Raw genomic sequence first — 19843 nt, 5'->3', positions numbered from 1 at the left:
GGTTGGTTGGGCTCTCTTTTTTGTTTTTTTGTTTTTGGTTCTTCGGCCGTTCGTCCGCGGAAAGCGAAGCGGTTCCCCTCATCATCTAAGCACTCACTTGTTGACAGAGCAACAAGCAGATCTTAGTAATAAAACAACAAACTTTTCGAAAGGAGCCAAGAAAAAAGAGACCCTAAAAAGGATCTCTCTATTGACATTGAGGACATTTGCCATAAATTTCGAATTTATGACCGGATATATTATATCCTGTGTCCGTTAAATTTTCTTGTAATGCTTCCATTGGACATGTATGAATTTCTTTCGTTTTACCACAATCCATACAAATGAAGTGATGATGATGGTGATGACTTTCGCATGTAAATCGAAAATGTCTTTCCCCTGAGAGTTCAGTCTCTTCCAAGATTTCAAGTTCAACAAACAAGCTCAAATTACGGTAGATTGTATCAAAACTGAGCCCCGGGTAATCAGCTTTCATATTTTCCAAAACATCCCTGGCCGTCAAATATTTATTAGAGCTGGAAAACAATTCTAATAATTGCTCCCGTTTTCCTGTATGCTTATATCCTTTTGATTTTAACAGGTCCATTGCTTCCGTTACATTCATTTTCTACACCTCAACTTTAGAAGAATGACTCGATGATCTGATTTTTTTAATCACAATTGTACTGAGAAGGATTAAAATAGCCGTCATGACAATCGTACCACCTGGTGCAAGATTCAAATAGAAGGCACTGATCAATCCAACAATAACAGAAATTTCACCGAATAACAGTGAAAACCCTATCGTTTGTTTAAAGCCATTGGCAATTCTTATACTTGCAGCAACCGGTAATGTCATCAGAGACGAAACGAGCAGGATCCCGACGATGCGCATGGAAGCGGCAATCACAAGTGCCACCATGACCATAAAGATAAAGTGTATCGCCTTAGCAGGGATACCTGATGCCTTTGCATGGTCTTCATCAAAGGATAGAAGAAACAATTCTTTATAAAGCAGGAAAATCACGCCTATGACAAGAACGCTGATTCCTCCAATCAGATACAAATCTCCTCTGCTGACTGCGCTGACACTTCCAAACAAATAACTAAATAAATCTGTATTAAAACCGTCTGCCAGCGAAATGAAGATGACCCCTATCCCGATTCCTCCAGATAGGATGATCGGTATCGCAAGCTCCTGATAATGCTTGTATAACATACGCAAACGTTCTATGAACAATGAGCCCATGACAGAGAATACCATTCCAAAGTAGAGTGGATTCAATCCCGAAAAAGCAGGCATTGTTTTACTTAAATACAGGCTCGCTGCAATACCTGACAGAGTGACGTGACTCAAGGCATCCGCAATTAAAGAAAGCCTCCTTACGACGATGAATGCTCCTAATAAGGGGGCGATGATTCCAATGAGAATCCCCGTTAGAAAAGCATTTTGTAGAAATTCATATTGAAAAATAGCTTGTAGCATTGTCTTCCCTCCAATCGATCATGAATGATGATGTTCATGTTCATGATTTAAAAAATGTACATCATGACCATAAAAAGAGGAAAGCTGATTTTCCTTTAGCTTCTCAAACTCTTCTGTTTTGCCATGGAAATGTAAATGTTTATTTAAACAAGCGACATGAGTCACTTTGTTCGAAATCGATCCTATATCATGAGTGACAAGTACGAGAGTAATCCCTAAATCTTTATTTAAGGTTTCTAACATATCATAGAAGTTTTGGACGTTTTGACTGTCCACCCCAACTGTCGGCTCATCTAGAATCAATACATCAGGCTGGCTGACGAGGGCCCGGGCAATGAACACCCTTTGCTGTTGTCCACCTGATAATTCTCCAATGTTACGTTTAGCGAATTGACTCATTCCAACTGATTCTATGGCACTATAAACATCTTGTTTGTATTTAGATGAAATCCTCTTGAACAAGCCTGCTTTTTTCGCTAATCCGCTCGCCACCACCTCATATACCGTGGCTGGAAAGCCTGTATTGAAGCTATTGGCCTTCTGGGAAACAAACCCTATGCGATCCCATTGTTTGAATTTATGCTGGGGGATCCCAAATAGCTCAATATTTCCTTGTTTTACTCGTAAAAGGCCAAGAACAAGCTTTAGTAATGTGGATTTACCTGAACCGTTAGGTCCGACAATCCCAAGGAATGCCCCTCTCGGAATGCTTAGGTTAATATCTTCGAGCACTCTTTCCCGCTCATATCTGAAATTCACATCTTCTATTTTTATAATGGGATTTGTAGTATCCATTTTAATCATCTCTCTTTATAAGAATCATTACGATTTAAAAGTACATAGGGTAGTATACATGATGAGTGCACAATTGTAAATCATTCAAGCCCCAATACCATATAAAAGGACTGCTCAATTTGAGTGAGCAGTCCTTTATTGGTATGCTGCATCAATGAATCGCAGACTTAAATCGTGCACCCTTTGTTTCCTGTGTACTCATAATCGTAATGAAGGCATTGGGATCCACATCAGAAACGATGGATTTCAACTTTGTTACTTCAAGTCTGGTGACCACGACATAAATGACCTCTTTATCATTATCGGTGTATCCTCCACGACCCTTTAACATCGTTGTTCCCCTGCCAAGTCTCTTTAGGATTGCGTCGGATACATCAAGGTAATGGTCAGAAACAATGATTACAGCCTTCGTCTCATCCATTCCCTGAATCACCGTATCAATCGTCTTAAAGGCTATATAGTAGGTCATAACGGAATACATTGCTTCTTCAAGTCCGAAGACAAATGCTGCCCAGCCGAAAATGAAAATATTGATGAACATAACAAACTCCCCCACTGAAAACGGAAGCTTCTTCGTTAAAAGGATACCCAGGATTTCAGTTCCATCCAGAGATCCACCATGGCGTATCACCAGGCCGACCCCAACTCCAAGAGTCAATCCTCCAAAGACAGTGGCTAACACTTTCTCTGTTACAAACGGATCAATATGGTGTAAAAGGCTTTCAATACCTGCCAGTGCGATAATGGCAAACAGAGAAGAAACGACAAAGGTTTTCCCGATATGTTTATACCCGTAATACATGAATGGGAGATTAAGGAGAACAAGCAGGGTCGCAAAGTTTACAAATGGAATGGTGTCTGAAACTAGATAATCCAATATCAGCGAAACACCAATTATTCCACCATCGATGATATTATTTGGAACAAGGAACAACTCAATGGATATTGCAGCTAAGGCTGCTCCAATCGTTATAAAGATCAATCGGTAAATAAAATGAAGGGGACTTTCTTTTTTATGTACTCTTTGGGTCATCGGCAATTCCTTTCCTTTCACTTTATTTTCTTATAAAAATGTCACTTTCTGAACACGAGTTACATATGTATCTGTTGAGGAGTGATAAACATGAAGTTATTACAAAACGTGATTAATCACAAAATCAACAATATCACAAATGAAGAATTATTAAAGTACGCCAATCAATATAACATTTCTTTGACGTCCCAGCAGGCAACAAGCATCGTCGCCAGTGTTAAAGGAAAGAACATCAATATTTTTGATGACAAGAAACGCAGTAAATTGGTGAAGGACTTAGCCAGGATCATAGGTCCTTCCAAGGCAAAGGAAATCAACCAACTCTTTTTGCAGCTCATCAGATAGTAAAAGAAGAGGAGGCGTCCCTATTGATGAGAGATGACCTCCTCTATTGCCTTTTTTTATTGATTCAGTATTTTGGTTAATACATCTTCATCGAATGTTTGACTACGCAGCATATCAATTTCGAACTTGTAAGGAGGTTTTTTATTTTTCTTATCTTCCCCTACATATGGTGTTTCCAGAATCTTAGGTACCTCTTTCAGTTGTGGATGATGAACAATATAGTTCAGTGCTTTAAATCCGATATGTCCGAATCCAAGATTTTCATGGCGATCTTTACTGGCTCCACGTTCATTCTTACTATCGTTAATGTGTAGAACCTTTAAGCGATCAATTCCGACAATCTTATCGAATTCTTCCAAGACTCCATCGAAATCTTCCACAATATTATATCCTGCATCATGGGTATGACAAGTATCGAAGCAAACAGAAAGGCGGTCATTCAGTTCTACTCCATTGATGATTTGAGCTAATTCCTCAAAAGATCTTCCACATTCAGAACCCTTCCCTGCCATTGTTTCCAATGCAATTTGCACTTTATGGTCTTTTGTTAACACTTCATTCAGACCTTCTATGATCTTATCGATTCCCTTATCAGCTCCTGCACCTACGTGAGCACCCGGGTGAAGCACAATCTGCCCCGCTCCCAGAGCTTCTGTGCGCTCGATTTCAGAACGGAGGAAATTGACACCCAATTCAAATGTAGCAGGGTTCGTCGTATTTCCTATGTTGATGATATAGGGAGCATGAACAACGATGTCCTCTATCCCATTTTCTTTCATGTGAGTGATACCCGCTTCAATATTTAAGTCTTCGATCTTTTTTCTTCTCGTATTTTGAGGTGCACCTGTATAAATCATAAATGTATTCGCTCCATAAGAAACGGCTTCCTCACTTGAAGCTAATAGCATTTTTTTACCACTCATTGAAACATGGGATCCAATCTTAACCATTCTTCTCAACTCCTAAGAAAATCTCTCTATATTGTATCGAATGTGTACAAATGAATCACGTTAGAACATTTATTTATTTCTGTTTTTGATTCTTCTTTCCCGCTTTTTGATTTGATCCATTTTGTATTTCATTTTCTTCTTATAGCCCGGCTTAACTGTTTTTGGTTTTCGAACCATTGATTTTGCTTTTTCATCAATCTCATCAACATTCGTTTTTTGACGGTTCTTACGTTTGTTAAGTGGTGGTAACTCAGACCATTCCCCTTTTTTAATGTCATGATGAGCAAAGCTGATTCCGAGTTTCTCCAGACGATTCAATGCATCTTCATCGGATGGTGTATAAATGGTGTATGCAATACCACTGTTTCCTGCACGTGCCGTCCGCCCGGAGCGATGAACATAGAAATCGAGATCTTGTGGCAGTTCGAAGTTAATGATATGACTCACACCTTCAATATCAATCCCTCTTGCCGCTAAATCTGTCGCTACGATGTACTGATAATCCAGGTTTCTGATTTGTTTCATCATTTTCTTACGTTCACGTGGAGAAAGATCTCCGTGAATCCGTCCAACCTTTAATCCTTTTGCAATTAGAGCATCCGCTACTTCATCTGCTTTTTGTTTTGTATTGGTGAAGACAATACCTAAATATGGATTAATTTCCACTAAGATATTGTACAGCAGGTTGATTTTATCGCGACTCTTCAGAGGGACGATCACATGTTGGATATTCTTTGCCGATAGCTGCTCGGGCTCAACATGTGCATATTGTGGATTTTCCATATACTTTTTCAAGAATGGCTTCAGTTTCTCTGGAATCGTCGCAGAGAATACAAGCATTTGTAATTTTTCTGGCATCTTAGCTGCAATCTGATCCACGTCTTCAATGAATCCCATATCAAGCATCAGATCCGCTTCATCAATCACCAGTAAACTGGCAGTATGAACAAATAAGGCTTGATCCTTCACTAAATCATTGATCCGGCCGGGAGTACCAACCACAATATGAGGCTGGTGTTTTAATTTCTCAATCGTTCTCTGCTTGTCCGTTCCACCAATAAAGCAGCGGGAAACAATGTTGCTATCCTTCGTGATCTTTAGTACTTCTTGATAAATCTGTTGTGCAAGTTCTCGGGTCGGTGCGGTAATAACTGCCTGTACCTGTTCAGAATCTGCAGTCACCTTCTCAATGATCGGCAATAGATATGAATGTGTTTTTCCCGTTCCTGTCTGGGATTGACCTATCGCACTCTGACCTTTTAAAATCAGTGGGATCATTTTTTTTTGAATTTCTGTTGGTTCATAGAAACCCAGTTCTTCTACAGCTTCATTAATGAAAGACTGGAATCCGAATTGTAGAAATAAATTCTTTTTCATTCTTTACATCTCCTTTTATCAAAATATCCTTTTATTTACGCTGTCATCGGGATGGATGTCTCTCGTACACATCATCACCATAGATATATATAAAATTTACGGATCACTTTATCAACACGAGTGATTTTATCTTAACGTAACAGTTTAGTAAGCGTCATATTTAAAGAACATCTAACCATTATAATATTTTTTTGGCAAAACATCTAGTTCATACTTATTTTAATTTGAGATGATATTGTATGAATACCCTTTTTTCACCTATTGCATACTCTATACTGACGAGGAATTTATTCGAATGAAAGGAGGCTGTCATTATGCCGCCTAGAAGAATGAGGAATCAAGGTCAGGATATGCGAAATCCTTTCGGGATGAGACAGCAGCAGGGATTCAACGGGTTCGGAATGCAGCAGCCTAGAAGGAATGGCTTTGGACTGGGGCAGACGCAGGGGCAAACGCAGCCACCTCCGTTTCAATTTGGAGGACAACGACAAAATCAAGGTTTCAATATAGGGATGAACCAGAGAGGAAGAAGCAGAGGGACAGGTAAAGGTGGTTTATTGTCTAAGCTTCTTAAAAAGGGAGATAATCAGAATACAGGCGGAGGATTATTACAACAATTTTCCAGAGGGGACTCATCTTCCAACACGACCGGCTTTGAACGATCTCCCCAGGCAGCCGGCGGAATCCTCCAGAGCTTATTGAACCCCGGTAATGTGAATTCATTTTTATCCAATACACAGCAAATGCTCCAGACCGCTCAACAGCTGGGTCCGATGTTCCAACAATATGGACCTATGGTGAAAAATATCCCGGCACTATGGAAGTTATATCGTGGATTCAAAGATATGTCTGCTGATGATGCGTCCGACGACGGGAATAGCGAAGAAAAAAATGCGGATATCGACATCCCTGAAGTCGAATCCACCGTAAAGAAAAAAAAGAAGATGAAACAACCCGTAGAAATCTCAGAGGATATTGAAGGTCTTGAAGATATCCAGGCACCATCTAAGTCTAAATCAGGATCAAAACCCAAACTGTATATTTAAGGCCGGGATCCCTAAAGGTACTGAATCACCTGTTTAGGGATTTTTTTATTTAACGCCCAATCAAAGGCATTTCGAAAGGGAAAGGTTCACATTATTATCGTTCTCTTTGTCAGGAAGACCATTCTCCTTTATAATGAAGACAAAACCTTTTCTCATGTAGGAGGATATTCATAGATGGAAATTATTAAGATTACACCGAGAGGCTATTGTTACGGGGTTGTAGATGCAATGGTCATTGCAAGAAACGCCGCATTAGACAAATCGCTTCCTCGTCCAATTTATATTTTAGGCATGATCGTTCACAACAAGCACGTCACTGACGCATTCGAAGAAGACGGGATCATTACCCTGGATGGCAGCAACAGAAAAGAAATCATCGAACAAGTAAATGAAGGAACGGTGATCTTCACCGCTCATGGAGTCTCTCCTGAAGTGAAAGAAATAGCCAAACAAAAAGGACTTGTCACACTGGACGCAACGTGTCCTGATGTAACGAAAACACATGATCTGATTCGCGCTAAAGAAGCGGAAGGTTACGACGTGATCTATATCGGTAAAAAAGGACATCCAGAGCCTGAAGGAGCTGTCGGGGTTGCACCTGAGATCGTTCATCTCGTGGAAACAGCTGAAGATGTAGAAAAACTTTCTATTGATAACGAAAAAATCATTGTGACCAACCAAACGACGATGAGTCAATGGGACGTATTGGATACGATGGATAAAGTAAAGGAAATGTATCCTCACGTTGAACTGCATAAAGAAATTTGCCTGGCTACCCAGGTTCGTCAAGAAGCAGTTGCTGAACAAGCTGGAGATGCAGATGTTCTCATCGTCGTAGGAGATCCAAAAAGTAATAACTCGAACCGCCTTGCTCAGGTATCAAAGGATATCGCAGGTACTCCTGCACATCGCATCTCAGACATTGGTGAATTGGATATAGAATGGATTAAAGATGCGGGCGTCGTTGCGGTAACAGCCGGCGCATCCACTCCTACTCCAATTGTAAAAGAAGTCATTAAATTCCTTGAAGCTTTTAATCCAAATGATGAATCCACTTGGACAAGAGAACGAAATGTTCCATTAAATAAAATTCTCCCTAAAGTACGAAAAGCTAAGTTGGGAACAAAATAAAGTGAAAGGCCCCTTTGAATTTCTAAGGGGCCTTTCATCTTTACATAAACGTAAATGGGTTGGTTTCAGCTTTTGACGCGAATATATTGACGATATACCCTTTTTCAGAGGATTTTTTCGCTAAATAACTGGCCACTCCATCCTTCATGACCTTTTCGATGTGATGACCTGCATCAACTACATTCAGCCCCATCATCATGGCATCGTGGGCGGTGTGGTAATAGATATCTCCTGAAACGAATACATCCGCTCCCTGTCTTTTCGCTTTTCCGATAAACTTATTTCCATCTCCGCCAAGCACCGCTACTTTCTTCACTTTCGCTTCTCCATCCCCGATGACTCTGATTCCGTCCATACCAAATGTTTCTTTCACAACTAAGGCAAATTCCTTAAGACTCATCTCATCTTGTAAATGTCCGATTCTACCTAAACCTAAAGCGGGTAATCCGTTTTTGAGGGAATAGATATCATAGGCAACTTCTTCATAAGGATGATGGGTAAACATGGCTTTCAACACTTTTCTCTCTGAAGAAGCAGGATAAACCGTCTCCACTTTCTCTTCTGCTACTTCCTCAAGGGAGCCTTGCTTCCCGATTTGAGGGTTCGTGCCTTCCTCAGGGAAGAATCTCCCCTTTCCTTCAGTCGAAAAGCTGCAATGTGAGTAGTTACCGATGTGCCCGGCTCCCGCATTACCGAGGGCCGTTCGAAGTTCCTTTGCATTTTCTTTTGGCACATAAACGACCAATTTACGGAGCTCCTCTTGGTGAGTAGGGACGAGTACAGACGTATCCTGCAAATGCAGCATGTCGGACAGAAGGTCATTCACTCCCCCTGTCGCCACATCAAGATTCGTATGGGCCGCATACACGGCAATATCATGCTTGATTAACTTCTCGATCATCCGTCCTTGATACGTGTCCGTTTGCAGGGACTTTAGTGGACGAAAAAGCGGTGGGTGGTGAGCAATGATTAATTTCACGTTGTTTTTGATTGCTTCATCCACCACATTCTCCAATACATCCAGGGTGATCATCACATTTTCAACCTTTTCGTTCAACTTACCAATTTGAAGACCAATCGGATCCCCTTCTTCTGCTAAATATTTTGGTGAAAATTGCTCAAACAGCTGAATGATCTCATGGCCGTTTACTGTCTTCATAGGATAAGAACCTCCTCCACCATTTTTATTTTTTGAATGAGTTCCCGTTTTCGTTCTTCCAACGCATCCGTCTTTTCTGCTTTTTCCATGTTATTCAATATATTCTTCCATTGATGAAGCTCCTGATTCCATTTTTTCAAAAATGCATCGTTACGCTCCTTCATCAAAAGTGGACCGAGGAGCAACTCTTTTTCAAGCTCACCAGAGTAGTGGCGTCTCGGGTTTCCTTTCTCCGCCACTAGAATTTCATATACCTTATCATCTTCTTCAAGAATTTCTTCCCCTATTAAGTCCCATTCATTGTCCATAAGCCACGTCCGGATGGACCTTGCACTCACATTAGGCTGAAGGACCAACCTGGGTTGATTGATCAGCTTTGCTTTACCCGCCTCCAGGATAGAGGCAATCAATGTGCCCCCCATTCCGGCAATCGTAATACAATCCACTTCACCTGGAGAAATCACTTCCAGGCCATTCCCTAATCTTACTTCGACCTCTTGAGTTAATTCGGCATCTTCCACTTGTTTCTTGGCAGAAAGATATGGCCCTTTCACTACTTCTCCTGCGATGGCAGAGGCCGCAATGCCTTTATTGACGGCATAGCACGGTAAGTATGCATGATCGGAACCGATATCAGCGATTTTAGATTGCTTGGGTATGTATGAAACAACTGTTTCTAGTCGTTCTGATAACTGTTGAATATTCATTCGTTCACCTTTAATCATTTTTATTGGGTAAATCATATACGATAATCATTCTAACCAACTTTACACGATAAAAAAAGTCCTTTGCCCAAAAGACAAAGAACCTTTTTCAATCATTGATTATTTAAGTGATTTAATCCAGTCTGCCATAGCATCCAGATTTCCTTCTTCTACTAGACCAGCCGGCATCATACCTTTACCGTTTTTGATCGTTTCTTTAATTTCGTCTTTAGATAGCTTTGTTCCTTTTAGAGCAGGACCGGCGCCACCTTCATAGTTTCCACCATGACAAGATACACAAGACTCTTTGTACTTAGCTTCCGGATCGAATTCTCCGCTTGAAGCCTGTTCGCCTTCTTTACCTTCCATTTCTCCGTGACCTTCTTCTTTTGCTTTTTCATCAGCGTTATTAAGGCCTTCTAAAGATAAGAAGAAAACAAGACCAATTCCAAGAGCCATGATAAGTACGAATGGAATAATTGGATTACGATTCATGATTTTAACCTCCTTTATGTACAACATCCAAAAATAGTGCTCTTTTCAACACTTTATATTTTACTGTAAAAAACGACAAAGTAAAAGTACTATCAATTAACTTTTCCATCTTTCTCACAAATTAGACACATTTCGTGTGAAATAAGGAAAGTTTTCATTAAAAGAGGGAGAGCCCTACTGCCCCAGAACGGACCAATAGAGCTCCTTATTGCTGTTATGATGTTTTCACCTTATTGACAGCCTATCAGCCTTGAAATGACCATTCTCTGAACTTCTGAGGTACCTTCCCCGATTTCAAGGAGCTTGGCATCCCGTAGATATCTTTCCACATGGTATTCTTTCATGTAACCGTATCCACCATGTATCTGAATGGCTTCATCCGCTACTTCCATACTGATTTCTGAAGCGTAAAGCTTACACATGGATGCTTCCTTCGAAAATGGTCTTCCTTGATCTTTCAGCCATGCTGCCTTATGAACCATATTCCTTGCCAGTTCGATCTTCATTGCCATGTCAGCAAGCTTAAATTGAGTGACTTGAAACTGTGATAAGGTTTTGCCGAATTGCTTTCTTTCCTTGGAATACTGCAGTGCTTTATCAAAGGCAGCCTGTGCCACACCAACAGCCATGGCACCGATTCCAATCCTTCCGCCGTCCAGGGTGACAAGGAACTGCTTGAAACCTTCTCCTTGCTTTCCTAACAGGTTTTCTTTAGGCACTTCCACATCCTCAAGAACCAACTCAGTCGTATTTGATGAATGAAGTCCCATTTTTTCATAATTATCGATTACCGTAAATCCTTTTGCTTTAGTCGGAACGATAATCGCACTAATTTCTTTGTTCCCATTGTTTCTACCAGTAATCGCTGTTAAAGCGAGATGATTCGCATAGCTTGCATTGGTAATATAGCATTTATTACCATTAATGACCCATTTATCCCCTTTATCTTCTGCAGTGGTTTGGGTGCCGCCTGCATCGGAACCTGCATTAGGTTCCGTCAGGCCAAAAGCGCCAAATGACTCCCCTGTACAGATTGGCGTTAAGTATTCCTGCTTTTGTTCATGAGAACCAAATAAGTTAATGGGTGCTCCACCCAGAGAAATATGAGCAGAGTACGTAATACCTGTCGACGCACAAGCTCTGCTAAGCTCTTCGGTTACAATGGCGAAACTGACCGTATCGGCGCCTGCCCCCCCATATTCCTCGGGAAACGGAAGTCCCATCATCCCCAGATCAGAAAGCTTCTTGAAAATTTCTTTAGGAAACTCCTTTGTGCGGTCCCGATCCAATGCACCAGGAGCCACTTCTTCCTCAGCAAATTCCCTGATTGTCTTTTTAATCATTGTTTGTTCTTGTGTTAAGTCAAAATTCATCCTTATCCCCCTTGTCTAACTTTGATGACTGAAAGCCCTAACTCCATTTCCATAACAGCACTTTCAAACATAATCACTGCACTCTATGAATGCGCTCTCATTCTTATTATAAAAGGGAATAGTGAATTTTCTCAACTTTAAAAAACTTTTAAATTTTCAGAAGTTATAGTAATATAAAAATAATTAGTAGCCCCCCCCCTGCCATACCTGAAAGGGAAAGATAGCCCAGCTTCCATTTCAAACCTGCACCTATCCAAAGGAAACAGTTCAGAAATAAGGTTATGTACATTCCGAAAGAACTCCTACCGAATAACTCTTCTGTTATTTCTATGGAGGACAGAAGAAGTATACATGCGGCAGCCATATACAAGAGTAATGGCGATAATTGTTTTTTAGTATAATAAATTCCTATCGCTACTAATAATCCGACAAAACTTGCCAAAATCGTTGTTTGCAAAACGATTGACAATTCAGTAAAATAAATGACAAATAATGAAATTAATATCGCACAAATTGATAATAAGAAGTCTTTGAGCATTATCTTCTTTTGGGCATTCTTTTGATCACTGTGTTCCATACCGTCTCCTTCGGTATATAATGCAAGGAGATAGTTACAATCGTGCTCTGGCAGCATATTAGCTTGCTTCCAAAGCTGTATTTCATTCACAATCAATTCTTTTCTTGAATTTTTTATTGTTTTCACAGTAGATTTCACACCTTTATCTCTTAAATCTTTTAGCTACATTCGTCAAAGGGGTTGAAAAAACCTTTATTTAGAGCAAAAAAAACTACCTCTATTCAAAATAGAGGCAGTAAAAGGTTTTTTCTATTCTAAAAAGTCCTTTAACCGTTTGCTTCTGCTTGGATGACGCAGTTTTCTAAGAGCTTTTGCTTCAATTTGACGAATACGTTCCCTTGTTACACCGAAGACTTTTCCTACTTCTTCAAGTGTGCGGGTTCTGCCATCGTCCAGACCAAAGCGTAAACGAAGAACATTTTCTTCACGATCTGTTAAAGTATCCAGTACATCTTCAAGCTGTTCTTTTAAAAGTTCGTAAGCAGCATGTTCTGAAGGAGATTGAGCTTCTGCATCTTCAATGAAGTCACCAAGATGAGAATCGTCTTCTTCACCAATTGGCGTTTCAAGGGATACAGGCTCTTGAGCGATCTTAAGAATTTCCCGGACCTTTTCAGGGGTCAAATCCATTTCTTCTGCAATTTCTTCCGGTGCCGGTTCACGCCCTAAGTCTTGCAATAACTGTCTTTGTACACGAATAAGCTTGTTAATGGTTTCCACCATATGAACCGGGATACGAATCGTTCTGGCCTGGTCAGCGATCGCACGGGTGATGGCTTGGCGAATCCACCAGGTTGCATACGTACTGAATTTGTACCCTTTACGATAATCAAACTTTTCTACCGCTTTAATCAGACCCATATTTCCTTCCTGGATAAGATCCAAGAATAACATCCCACGACCAACGTAACGCTTGGCAATACTGACAACAAGTCGTAAGTTCGCTTCAGCAAGACGTCGCTTAGCTTCCTCATCGCCTTCTTCAATCCTCTTGGCAAGATTTATCTCTTCCTCAGCAGATAAGAGATCAACTCTTCCAATTTCTTTCAGATACATACGGACAGGATCATTTATTTTAACTCCTGGAGGAACGCTTAAATCATTCAGATTGAATTCTTCTTCCTCTTCTTTTTCTAACTCCGTAGCACCCGGATCATCATCTTCGTCATTTTCATTGATAATTTCTACACCTTGTTCACCTAATTGTTCGTAGAATTCATCCATTTGATCGGAATCTAACTCAAACCCTGATAATTTATCAGCAATATCTTCGTATGTGAGGACTCCTCTTTTCTTACCTTGGTTAACTAAAAATTCTTTCACCTGATCAACTGTTAATTCTGATGCTATTTGTTTGGAACGCGCTGACTTTTCAGCCATTTGTTCCCCTCCTTCCAACTTCCTTACAAAACTTTATAGAGACTTACGCAGCTGTAAGATTTCCATTGCTATTTGTGCTTCTTTTCGGTAATCCTTTAGTCGTTCTGCTTCTTTTCTTTCCACTTCTTTTTCTTTTATTCTCAACATCTTTTGATGTTTTAACACCTGATTTACATAATCCACTAATTCCTGGTCCGTACTTTCCTCGCTTATTGACATCATTTCAATGTCCGTTACGATCCTTCTTAGCCTCTCATCGGGAAGGTACCCGATAAAGGCACTGGCACTTGGAGGTAGACCTTCTTCATAATAACCCAATAAATAAGTAATAATAGCCTGATGTTCATCAATATTAAGGTGAGTACCTGCAAGCCACTCCTGAATCTTATAAGCGATGTTCGGGTCCTTAAGCATATAGGCAATCAATCTTCTCTCAGCCGTTTGATAAGCGGGTAATAGTTTTGACTGAGTCTTCCTGGTGAAATTGCCTTGCATACCTACCTGTTTAGGAGGTTTGGAATTCCGTTTGTCAGGGCCTTCCAGTTCAAAGAGCTGCTGTTGAAGAGCATCAAGAGATAATTGGAACTCATCTGCTAAATACCTTAAATAATAATCCTTTTCAACCGCTTTACTCAGTTGGGTAATTTCCTTAAGTATGTCTTCTATATACTTAAGGCGATCTCCTTCATCATTTAAGTTTTTATTCAGCTTATAGTACCGAAGCTTAAATGCCATGAACGTTAAGCTTGCCCCTATTACATCCTGTTGAAACTTTGTTGGACCATATTTTGAAATGTAGTCATCAGGGTCTAATTGTTCCGGTATTGTTGCGACACGAATGTTCAGCTGATGATTGTGCAGAAGATTTCCAGCCCGGAATGCGGCTTCCACTCCAGCAGAATCACCGTCATAACATATGATCACGGAATCAGTCAGGCGTTTAAGCAGTCCGATTTGCTGCTCTGTTAATGATGTACCCATAGTGGCTACGCCATTTTCCACCTCTGCTTCACTGGCTGATATGACGTCGGCAAATCCTTCAAACAGAATGGCCTGCTGTTTTCTTCTAATCATTGAACGTGCGCCGTGATAATTATAAAGAATGCTGCTTTTGTTAAAAATTTTCGTTTCCGGACTGTTTAAGTACTTCGGTTCATCATTCGCATCGATGCTTCTTCCTGAAAAAGCGACCGTGTTCCCTTTCGTATCAACTATAGGAAACATGATTCTTCCCCTGAAGCGATCCAAGAAGGAATTGTCTCTTTCCCTTCTAACGAGTAAACCCGCCGCTTCCATCAGCTCCAGGGAATAGCCTCGCTTCTGAAGGAACTTAACCGTGAAATCCCAGCTTGGAAGTGACCATCCAATCTGAAATTTAGTAATGCTTTCAGTCGTAAACCCCCGAGCCAATAAATATTCGAGGGCTTCCTGACCTTCTTTTGTATTTAGAAGGAGATGATGGTAAAATTTACTTAATAACCCATGAGCTTCCATCATTTGCTTTTCATCTTTTTGAGGGGGAAGCTCCCTTTCAGACGAAGATGCCTGTATGGAGATTTCTTCTCCTACTTTAGATCCAAGCTTTTGCGCTGCTTCCAGGAAGCTTAAACCATCCACATCCATTAGAAACGTAAACGCATTTCCCCCGGCCCCACATCCGAAACAGTGAAATATCTGTTTGTCAGGGGAAACAGAAAAAGATGGAGTATTCTCTCCATGAAACGGACACAAACCAAAATAATTGCGTCCCTGCTTTTTCAGTTGTACATAATCACTGACGACATCTACGATATCGGTTGACGATAATATTTTATTTAACTTATCTTCAGGGATTCTTTCAGACACGATTTATCACCTGTTTTTATTTACCCTCTTAATCCATTCTGTATTTATTCCGATTCTCCTGCAATTTCCGACAAGATTTTATCGAAGGAAATACAAAAAGTTTCTCTGTCTTCATTTGTAAAAGGTTTAGGACCTTTACCATAGTTTCCTCTACGGCGTTCTTTTGCTGCGACGTATCGATAATCGAGTGCCGTGACTATACTCTCTTCCCTGTAGGCTTTTCCCCTGGGAGAGATGGCATAAACTTTTTTCGGTAAAACCAGTGACGCCAATCCAATATCCTGGGTAACCAGTACGTCATGTGGTTTAACATGGTTCATGATGTATAAGTCAGCCGCTTCTTTCGAACTATCGACATATACCCACCTGCCTTGATCAGGTGTGTTCTTTCTATGGGCATGAGAAGCAACAAAAACAACTTCAAAGCCATATCCCCTGGTAATTTTAATGATTTCCTGTTTTACCGGGCAAGCATCTGCATCTACATATACGGTAGACTTATGTTCGCTAATACTAACTATTCTACATCACTCCGTATTATCCTTCTCTTTTTATGAATATTCCTAGAGAATTGATTAAAATTGTCGAATTTTAATTAAGACGAGACTTGACATATCACAATAATTAGTTTATTCCTTAAGAGTTTAGTCTAAACCTATTTTAAATATTTTTATCACAATTTTTTATTATAGTATAATCGGACAAGTTTGACCACTATAAAAACTCAATTTATAAAACCTTTAGTTGTTTCCGTTTGGATTCAACAAAAAAGAATGATCCCTTCCCATTCAATTCAGGGAGAGAATCATTCTTTTATACAAGTTAATTGCTTGAGTGTTGATAGATATTCGTAATGACATTGGCTGTTTCTTCTACAGCTTTGTTTGTTACGTCAATCACATGGCAACCGATGCGATTCGTTATTTTCTCGAAATATTTCAGCTCATCTTCAATGCGTTGGATATTTGCATAGCTTGCCTGATCATTCAATCCTAATGACTTTAATCTTTCCCTGCGAATCGTATTCAACTTCTCAGGACTGATCTTCAATCCGAAGCACTTCTTCGGAGAAACCATAAATAATTCTTCTGGTGGATCGACTTCCGGTACTAGTGGTACGTTAGCCACCTTAATTCTCTTCAGGGCAAGATATTGTGATAACGGCGTCTTTGAAGTTCTGGAAACACCTACAAGCACAATATCTGCTCTAAGGATGCCACGGGGGTCCCGCCCATCATCGTACTTGACGGCAAACTCTATCGCTTCCACTTTCTTGAAGTAATCATCATCCAGCTTTCTTACCGTTCCCGGTTCGAACAATGGTTCCTTTTGGTAAGCTGATTGATATTTATCCATTAATGGACCGATAATATCAAATGCATACAACTCTTCTCTTTCAGCTTCTTTTTTAATATAAGCACGCATATCCGGCTTTACGAGTGTGTACACGATCAGGCCCTGGTTTAATTTCGCCAGGGAAATCACTTCATCGATATGCTCTAAGTCCTCTACATACGGAAAGCGTTTAATGACCGTATTGGAACCATTGAATTGGCTAATCGCCGCTTTTGTGACTAGTTCAGCAGTTTCACCCACCGAGTCGGATACAACATAGATGATCGGTTCTTTCACGATCGTTCACCACCTTCTAATATTCATCTGCTAACGCTACAAATGCTTTTGTGATATTGGTTTTCGTAATTCTGCCTATGACCTCTAAATCGCCTTTATCTGTTTTCTTAATCACCGGAACAGAGTCGATTTGCTTATGAATCAAGTCTTTGGCCACACCTATTAGCTGGTCATCCTTTTCACAGACCGTAATATTAGGCATTCTCGTCATAATGATATTCACCGGCAAGGTACTTAGTTCCTGCTTCCCGATGCTCGCCCTTAACAGATCCTTACGGGACAGGACGCCAACTAAGTACGTATTGGCATCCACTACAAACAATGTTCCTACGTCCTCCAGGAACATTGTAACAATGGCATCATACACAGAAACATTTTCGTTTACCACTACAGGAATCGATTGATAATCTTTAACATATATTTTGTTAAGGTTTTCTGTCAACAGCTGCGTTCCTGTTTTCCCTGTATAGAAATATCCCACTCTGGGACGGGCATCGAGGTAACCCGCCATGGTCAGAATGGCTAAATCAGGTCTGAGAGTCGCCCTGGTCAAGTTTAATTGATCGGCGATTTGTTCACCAGTGATAGGTCCGTTGTCTTTAACTATTTGTAAGATATGTTCTTGACGCTTATTAAGTTCGATTGTTACTCACCACCTAACGGACAAACGATTTATGTTATACTTTATATGAAATATTATATACTATTTAAAAAAAATGAAAAGAGCATATTATCATTCAATTGTGTCAACACTATATTTTAAATTTCACCTAACACAGATTATCTTTTTTTGATACAAACTTCAAATCTTTTCCCTTCTACTGATCAGTAGTTGTTTTTATTTCTTTATCATGATAAAATGTCTTCATCTTATAATCAATAATGCTATGACGGATCAATAAGTACTTGCTGCACTCAAGCGACCAGGGACGGTGAAAGCCTGGAAAGCAGGGAAACGGCAATCCCGAGCTATTTTACATTTAAAAGTGGGTATACATAACGTATATCAACTAGGGTGGAACCGCGAGTATCAAGCTCGTCCCTAGGCTATATGCCTAGGGACGAGCTTTTTTATTTTATTACATACATGATGAAAAGGAGTGACTTTTATGTCAATGGAACAAGTAGTGAATTTAGCGAAGCATCGCGGATTTGTTTTCCCGGGTTCTGAAATTTACGGAGGACTTGCTAACACGTGGGATTACGGTCCACTAGGTGTAGAATTAAAAAATAATATAAAAAAAGCATGGTGGAAAAAATTCGTTCAGGAATCCCCTTACAATGTGGGTCTTGATGCAAGTATCTTAATGAATCCGCAAACTTGGGTAGCTTCTGGTCACGTTGGAAACTTCAACGATCCAATGATCGACTGCAAGCAGTGTAAAACACGCCATCGTGCAGACAAAATCATCGAAAATGCCCTTGAAGAAAAAGGCATCGAGAAGATAGTGGATGGACTTTCATTTGAAAAAATGGAAGAAATCATCAAGGAACACAGTATCGTTTGCCCTGATTGCGGAAGCCAGGATTTCACCGATATCCGTCAATTCGATTTAATGTTTAAGACTCATCAGGGTGTGACAGAATCTTCTACAAATGAAATCTATTTGCGCCCGGAAACAGCTCAAGGTATATTTGTTAACTTCAAGAATGTTCAGCGCTCAATGCGTAAGAAAATGCCTTTCGGTATTGCTCAAGTCGGAAAAAGCTTCCGTAATGAAATTACACCTGGTAACTTCACATTCAGAACACGTGAATTTGAACAAATGGAACTGGAGTTCTTCTGTAAACCAGGAGAAGACCTAGAATGGTTCTCTTACTGGCGTGAATTCTGTAAAAACTGGTTGCTTAACCTGGGAATGAATGAAGATAACATGCGTCTCCGCGATCATGATCCAGATGAATTATCACATTACAGTAATGCAACTACGGATATTGAGTACAAATTCCCATTCGGTTGGGGAGAGCTTTGGGGTGTAGCAGATCGAACTGACTTTGACCTGAAGCGTCATATGGAACATTCGAATGAGGACTTCCACTACATGGATCCTCAAACAAATGAAAAGTATGTACCATACTGTATTGAACCGTCCCTTGGTGCAGACCGTGTCACTCTAGCATTCCTGTGTGACGCATTTGAAGAAGAGGAGCTTGAAAATGATTCACGTACAGTGCTCCGCTTCCATCCGGCACTGGCTCCATTCAAAGCAGCGGTCCTGCCCCTTTCGAAGAAATTATCTGATGATGCATTCAAGGTGTATGAAGAATTATCACAGGACCTTATGATAGACTTCGACGAAACAGCATCAATCGGTAAACGCTACCGTCGCCAAGATGAAATCGGTACACCATTCTGTATCACATTTGACTTTGACTCCGTTGAAGATGGCCAAGTTACAGTCCGTGACCGTGACACAATGGACCAAGTCAGAATGCCAATCAGCGAAGTAAAGGCGTTCTTGCAGGAGAAAATTAAATTTTAAAACCTAAAGCGGAGGCGGTTCGTTCAGAGGCGACAAGCATAAGACGAACATAC

At 40.3% G+C, this 19843-nt stretch carries 20 protein-coding genes; 4 read left to right on the top strand and 16 right to left on the bottom strand.

Going from position 1 to position 19843, the window contains the following annotated elements; genetic code table 11:
- Positions 1–187: 187 nt before the first annotated feature.
- From RSX31_RS10955 to RSX31_RS10940, 4 genes are all read right to left on the bottom strand, one after another.
- A complete protein-coding gene (locus RSX31_RS10955; protein WP_148995740.1) occupies positions 188–604 on the bottom strand; it encodes a Fur family transcriptional regulator in 417 nt (138 codons plus the stop codon).
- 3 nt (positions 605–607) lie between these two features.
- Complete coding sequence (locus RSX31_RS10950) at positions 608–1465, bottom strand: metal ABC transporter permease (protein WP_315634507.1); 858 nt, start codon at positions 1463–1465, stop codon at positions 608–610.
- An 18-nt stretch (positions 1466–1483) separates the two neighbouring features.
- A complete protein-coding gene (locus RSX31_RS10945; RefSeq protein WP_148969700.1) occupies positions 1484–2260 on the bottom strand; it encodes a metal ABC transporter ATP-binding protein in 777 nt (258 codons plus the stop codon).
- A gap of 151 nt (positions 2261–2411) precedes the next feature.
- Positions 2412–3293, bottom strand: coding sequence for a YitT family protein (locus tag RSX31_RS10940; protein WP_148995741.1), 882 nt, complete (start codon positions 3291–3293; stop codon positions 2412–2414).
- 90 nt (positions 3294–3383) lie between these two features.
- Between RSX31_RS10940 and RSX31_RS10935 the strand changes: the two genes are divergently transcribed.
- Complete coding sequence (locus RSX31_RS10935) at positions 3384–3638, top strand: DUF2624 domain-containing protein (protein WP_148969702.1); 255 nt, start codon at positions 3384–3386, stop codon at positions 3636–3638.
- Between the two features lie 56 nt (positions 3639–3694).
- Here the strand turns inward: RSX31_RS10935 and RSX31_RS10930 are convergent, their stop codons facing one another.
- A complete protein-coding gene (locus RSX31_RS10930; RefSeq protein ID WP_315634506.1) occupies positions 3695–4588 on the bottom strand; it encodes a deoxyribonuclease IV in 894 nt (297 codons plus the stop codon).
- Between the two features lie 69 nt (positions 4589–4657).
- Positions 4658–5965: a DEAD/DEAH box helicase gene (locus RSX31_RS10925; protein ID WP_148969704.1), complete on the bottom strand. Its 1308-nt coding sequence runs from the start codon at positions 5963–5965 to the stop codon at positions 4658–4660.
- 314 nt (positions 5966–6279) lie between these two features.
- On the opposite strand from RSX31_RS10925, the gene vrrA reads away from it, so the two are divergent.
- Together vrrA and RSX31_RS10915 are read left to right on the top strand one after the other, a co-directional pair.
- Positions 6280–7011: a VrrA/YqfQ family protein gene (gene vrrA, locus RSX31_RS10920; protein ID WP_315634505.1), complete on the top strand. Its 732-nt coding sequence runs from the start codon at positions 6280–6282 to the stop codon at positions 7009–7011.
- Positions 7012–7185: 174 nt separating this feature from the next.
- Positions 7186–8142 (top strand): 4-hydroxy-3-methylbut-2-enyl diphosphate reductase, encoded by a 957-nt coding sequence (locus tag RSX31_RS10915; protein WP_148995743.1) that lies wholly within the window; start codon positions 7186–7188, stop codon positions 8140–8142.
- Positions 8143–8182: 40 nt separating this feature from the next.
- On the opposite strand, the gene RSX31_RS10910 is transcribed toward RSX31_RS10915, so the two are convergent.
- From RSX31_RS10910 to RSX31_RS10865, 10 genes are all read right to left on the bottom strand, one after another.
- Positions 8183–9301: a Nif3-like dinuclear metal center hexameric protein gene (locus RSX31_RS10910; RefSeq protein ID WP_315634504.1), complete on the bottom strand. Its 1119-nt coding sequence runs from the start codon at positions 9299–9301 to the stop codon at positions 8183–8185.
- Positions 9298–10008, bottom strand: coding sequence for a tRNA (adenine(22)-N(1))-methyltransferase (locus tag RSX31_RS10905; protein ID WP_315634503.1), 711 nt, complete (start codon positions 10006–10008; stop codon positions 9298–9300). Before RSX31_RS10905 ends, RSX31_RS10910 begins: the two co-directional genes overlap by 4 nt.
- A 117-nt stretch (positions 10009–10125) precedes the next feature.
- Positions 10126–10500, bottom strand: coding sequence for a cytochrome c550 (gene cccA / locus RSX31_RS10900; RefSeq protein ID WP_148969708.1), 375 nt, complete (start codon positions 10498–10500; stop codon positions 10126–10128).
- A gap of 230 nt (positions 10501–10730) precedes the next feature.
- A complete protein-coding gene (locus RSX31_RS10895) occupies positions 10731–11873 on the bottom strand; it encodes an acyl-CoA dehydrogenase (protein ID WP_148995746.1) in 1143 nt (380 codons plus the stop codon).
- Positions 11874–12036: 163 nt separating this feature from the next.
- Positions 12037–12588 carry a hypothetical protein gene (locus tag RSX31_RS10890; RefSeq protein ID WP_315634502.1) on the bottom strand — a complete coding sequence of 184 codons (552 nt, stop codon included), beginning with the start codon at positions 12586–12588 and terminating at the stop codon, positions 12037–12039.
- A gap of 111 nt (positions 12589–12699) precedes the next feature.
- Positions 12700–13830 (bottom strand): RNA polymerase sigma factor RpoD, encoded by a 1131-nt coding sequence (rpoD, locus tag RSX31_RS10885; protein WP_044339621.1) that lies wholly within the window; start codon positions 13828–13830, stop codon positions 12700–12702.
- A 33-nt stretch (positions 13831–13863) separates the two neighbouring features.
- Complete coding sequence (gene dnaG / locus RSX31_RS10880; protein ID WP_315634501.1) at positions 13864–15675, bottom strand: DNA primase; 1812 nt, start codon at positions 15673–15675, stop codon at positions 13864–13866.
- Between the two features lie 44 nt (positions 15676–15719).
- Positions 15720–16187 (bottom strand): YaiI/YqxD family protein, encoded by a 468-nt coding sequence (locus tag RSX31_RS10875; protein ID WP_148969713.1) that lies wholly within the window; start codon positions 16185–16187, stop codon positions 15720–15722.
- A gap of 310 nt (positions 16188–16497) precedes the next feature.
- Positions 16498–17310, bottom strand: coding sequence for a pyruvate, water dikinase regulatory protein (locus tag RSX31_RS10870; RefSeq protein ID WP_113970612.1), 813 nt, complete (start codon positions 17308–17310; stop codon positions 16498–16500).
- Between the two features lie 13 nt (positions 17311–17323).
- Positions 17324–17950 (bottom strand): helix-turn-helix transcriptional regulator, encoded by a 627-nt coding sequence (locus tag RSX31_RS10865; protein WP_148969714.1) that lies wholly within the window; start codon positions 17948–17950, stop codon positions 17324–17326.
- 466 nt (positions 17951–18416) lie between these two features.
- Here RSX31_RS10865 and RSX31_RS10860 point away from each other — a divergent pair, with 466 nt between their 5' ends.
- A complete protein-coding gene (locus tag RSX31_RS10860) occupies positions 18417–19790 on the top strand; it encodes a glycine--tRNA ligase (protein WP_315634500.1) in 1374 nt (457 codons plus the stop codon).
- Positions 19791–19843 lie beyond the last annotated feature (53 nt).

It is taken from the genome of Rossellomorea yichunensis (assembly GCF_032337515.1).
GTDB classification, from domain to species: Bacteria; Bacillota; Bacilli; order Bacillales; family Bacillaceae_B; genus Rossellomorea; species Rossellomorea yichunensis.
Note: the sequence above shows the minus strand (reverse complement) of the source record. Positions and strands in the feature narration are given on the sequence as shown.

What these genes read in the sequence shown, in the direction of transcription:
- RSX31_RS10955 (WP_148995740.1), bottom strand. Translation starts at nt 604, where the DNA reads ATGAATGTAACGGAAGCAATGGACCTGTTAAAATCAAAAGGATATAAG.
- RSX31_RS10950 (WP_315634507.1), bottom strand. Translation starts at nt 1,465, where the DNA reads ATGCTACAAGCTATTTTTCAATATGAATTTCTACAAAATGCTTTTCTA.
- RSX31_RS10945 (WP_148969700.1), bottom strand. Translation starts at nt 2,260, where the DNA reads ATGGATACTACAAATCCCATTATAAAAATAGAAGATGTGAATTTCAGA.
- RSX31_RS10940 (WP_148995741.1), bottom strand. Translation starts at nt 3,293, where the DNA reads ATGACCCAAAGAGTACATAAAAAAGAAAGTCCCCTTCATTTTATTTAC.
- RSX31_RS10935 (WP_148969702.1), top strand. Translation starts at nt 3,384, where the DNA reads ATGAAGTTATTACAAAACGTGATTAATCACAAAATCAACAATATCACA.
- RSX31_RS10930 (WP_315634506.1), bottom strand. Translation starts at nt 4,588, where the DNA reads ATGGTTAAGATTGGATCCCATGTTTCAATGAGTGGTAAAAAAATGCTA.
- RSX31_RS10925 (WP_148969704.1), bottom strand. Translation starts at nt 5,965, where the DNA reads ATGAAAAAGAATTTATTTCTACAATTCGGATTCCAGTCTTTCATTAAT.
- vrrA (WP_315634505.1), top strand. Translation starts at nt 6,280, where the DNA reads ATGCCGCCTAGAAGAATGAGGAATCAAGGTCAGGATATGCGAAATCCT.
- RSX31_RS10915 (WP_148995743.1), top strand. Translation starts at nt 7,186, where the DNA reads ATGGAAATTATTAAGATTACACCGAGAGGCTATTGTTACGGGGTTGTA.
- RSX31_RS10910 (WP_315634504.1), bottom strand. Translation starts at nt 9,301, where the DNA reads ATGAAGACAGTAAACGGCCATGAGATCATTCAGCTGTTTGAGCAATTT.
- RSX31_RS10905 (WP_315634503.1), bottom strand. Translation starts at nt 10,008, where the DNA reads ATGAATATTCAACAGTTATCAGAACGACTAGAAACAGTTGTTTCATAC.
- cccA (WP_148969708.1), bottom strand. Translation starts at nt 10,500, where the DNA reads ATGAATCGTAATCCAATTATTCCATTCGTACTTATCATGGCTCTTGGA.
- RSX31_RS10895 (WP_148995746.1), bottom strand. Translation starts at nt 11,873, where the DNA reads ATGAATTTTGACTTAACACAAGAACAAACAATGATTAAAAAGACAATC.
- rpoD (WP_044339621.1), bottom strand. Translation starts at nt 13,830, where the DNA reads ATGGCTGAAAAGTCAGCGCGTTCCAAACAAATAGCATCAGAATTAACA.
- RSX31_RS10860 (WP_315634500.1), top strand. Translation starts at nt 18,417, where the DNA reads ATGTCAATGGAACAAGTAGTGAATTTAGCGAAGCATCGCGGATTTGTT.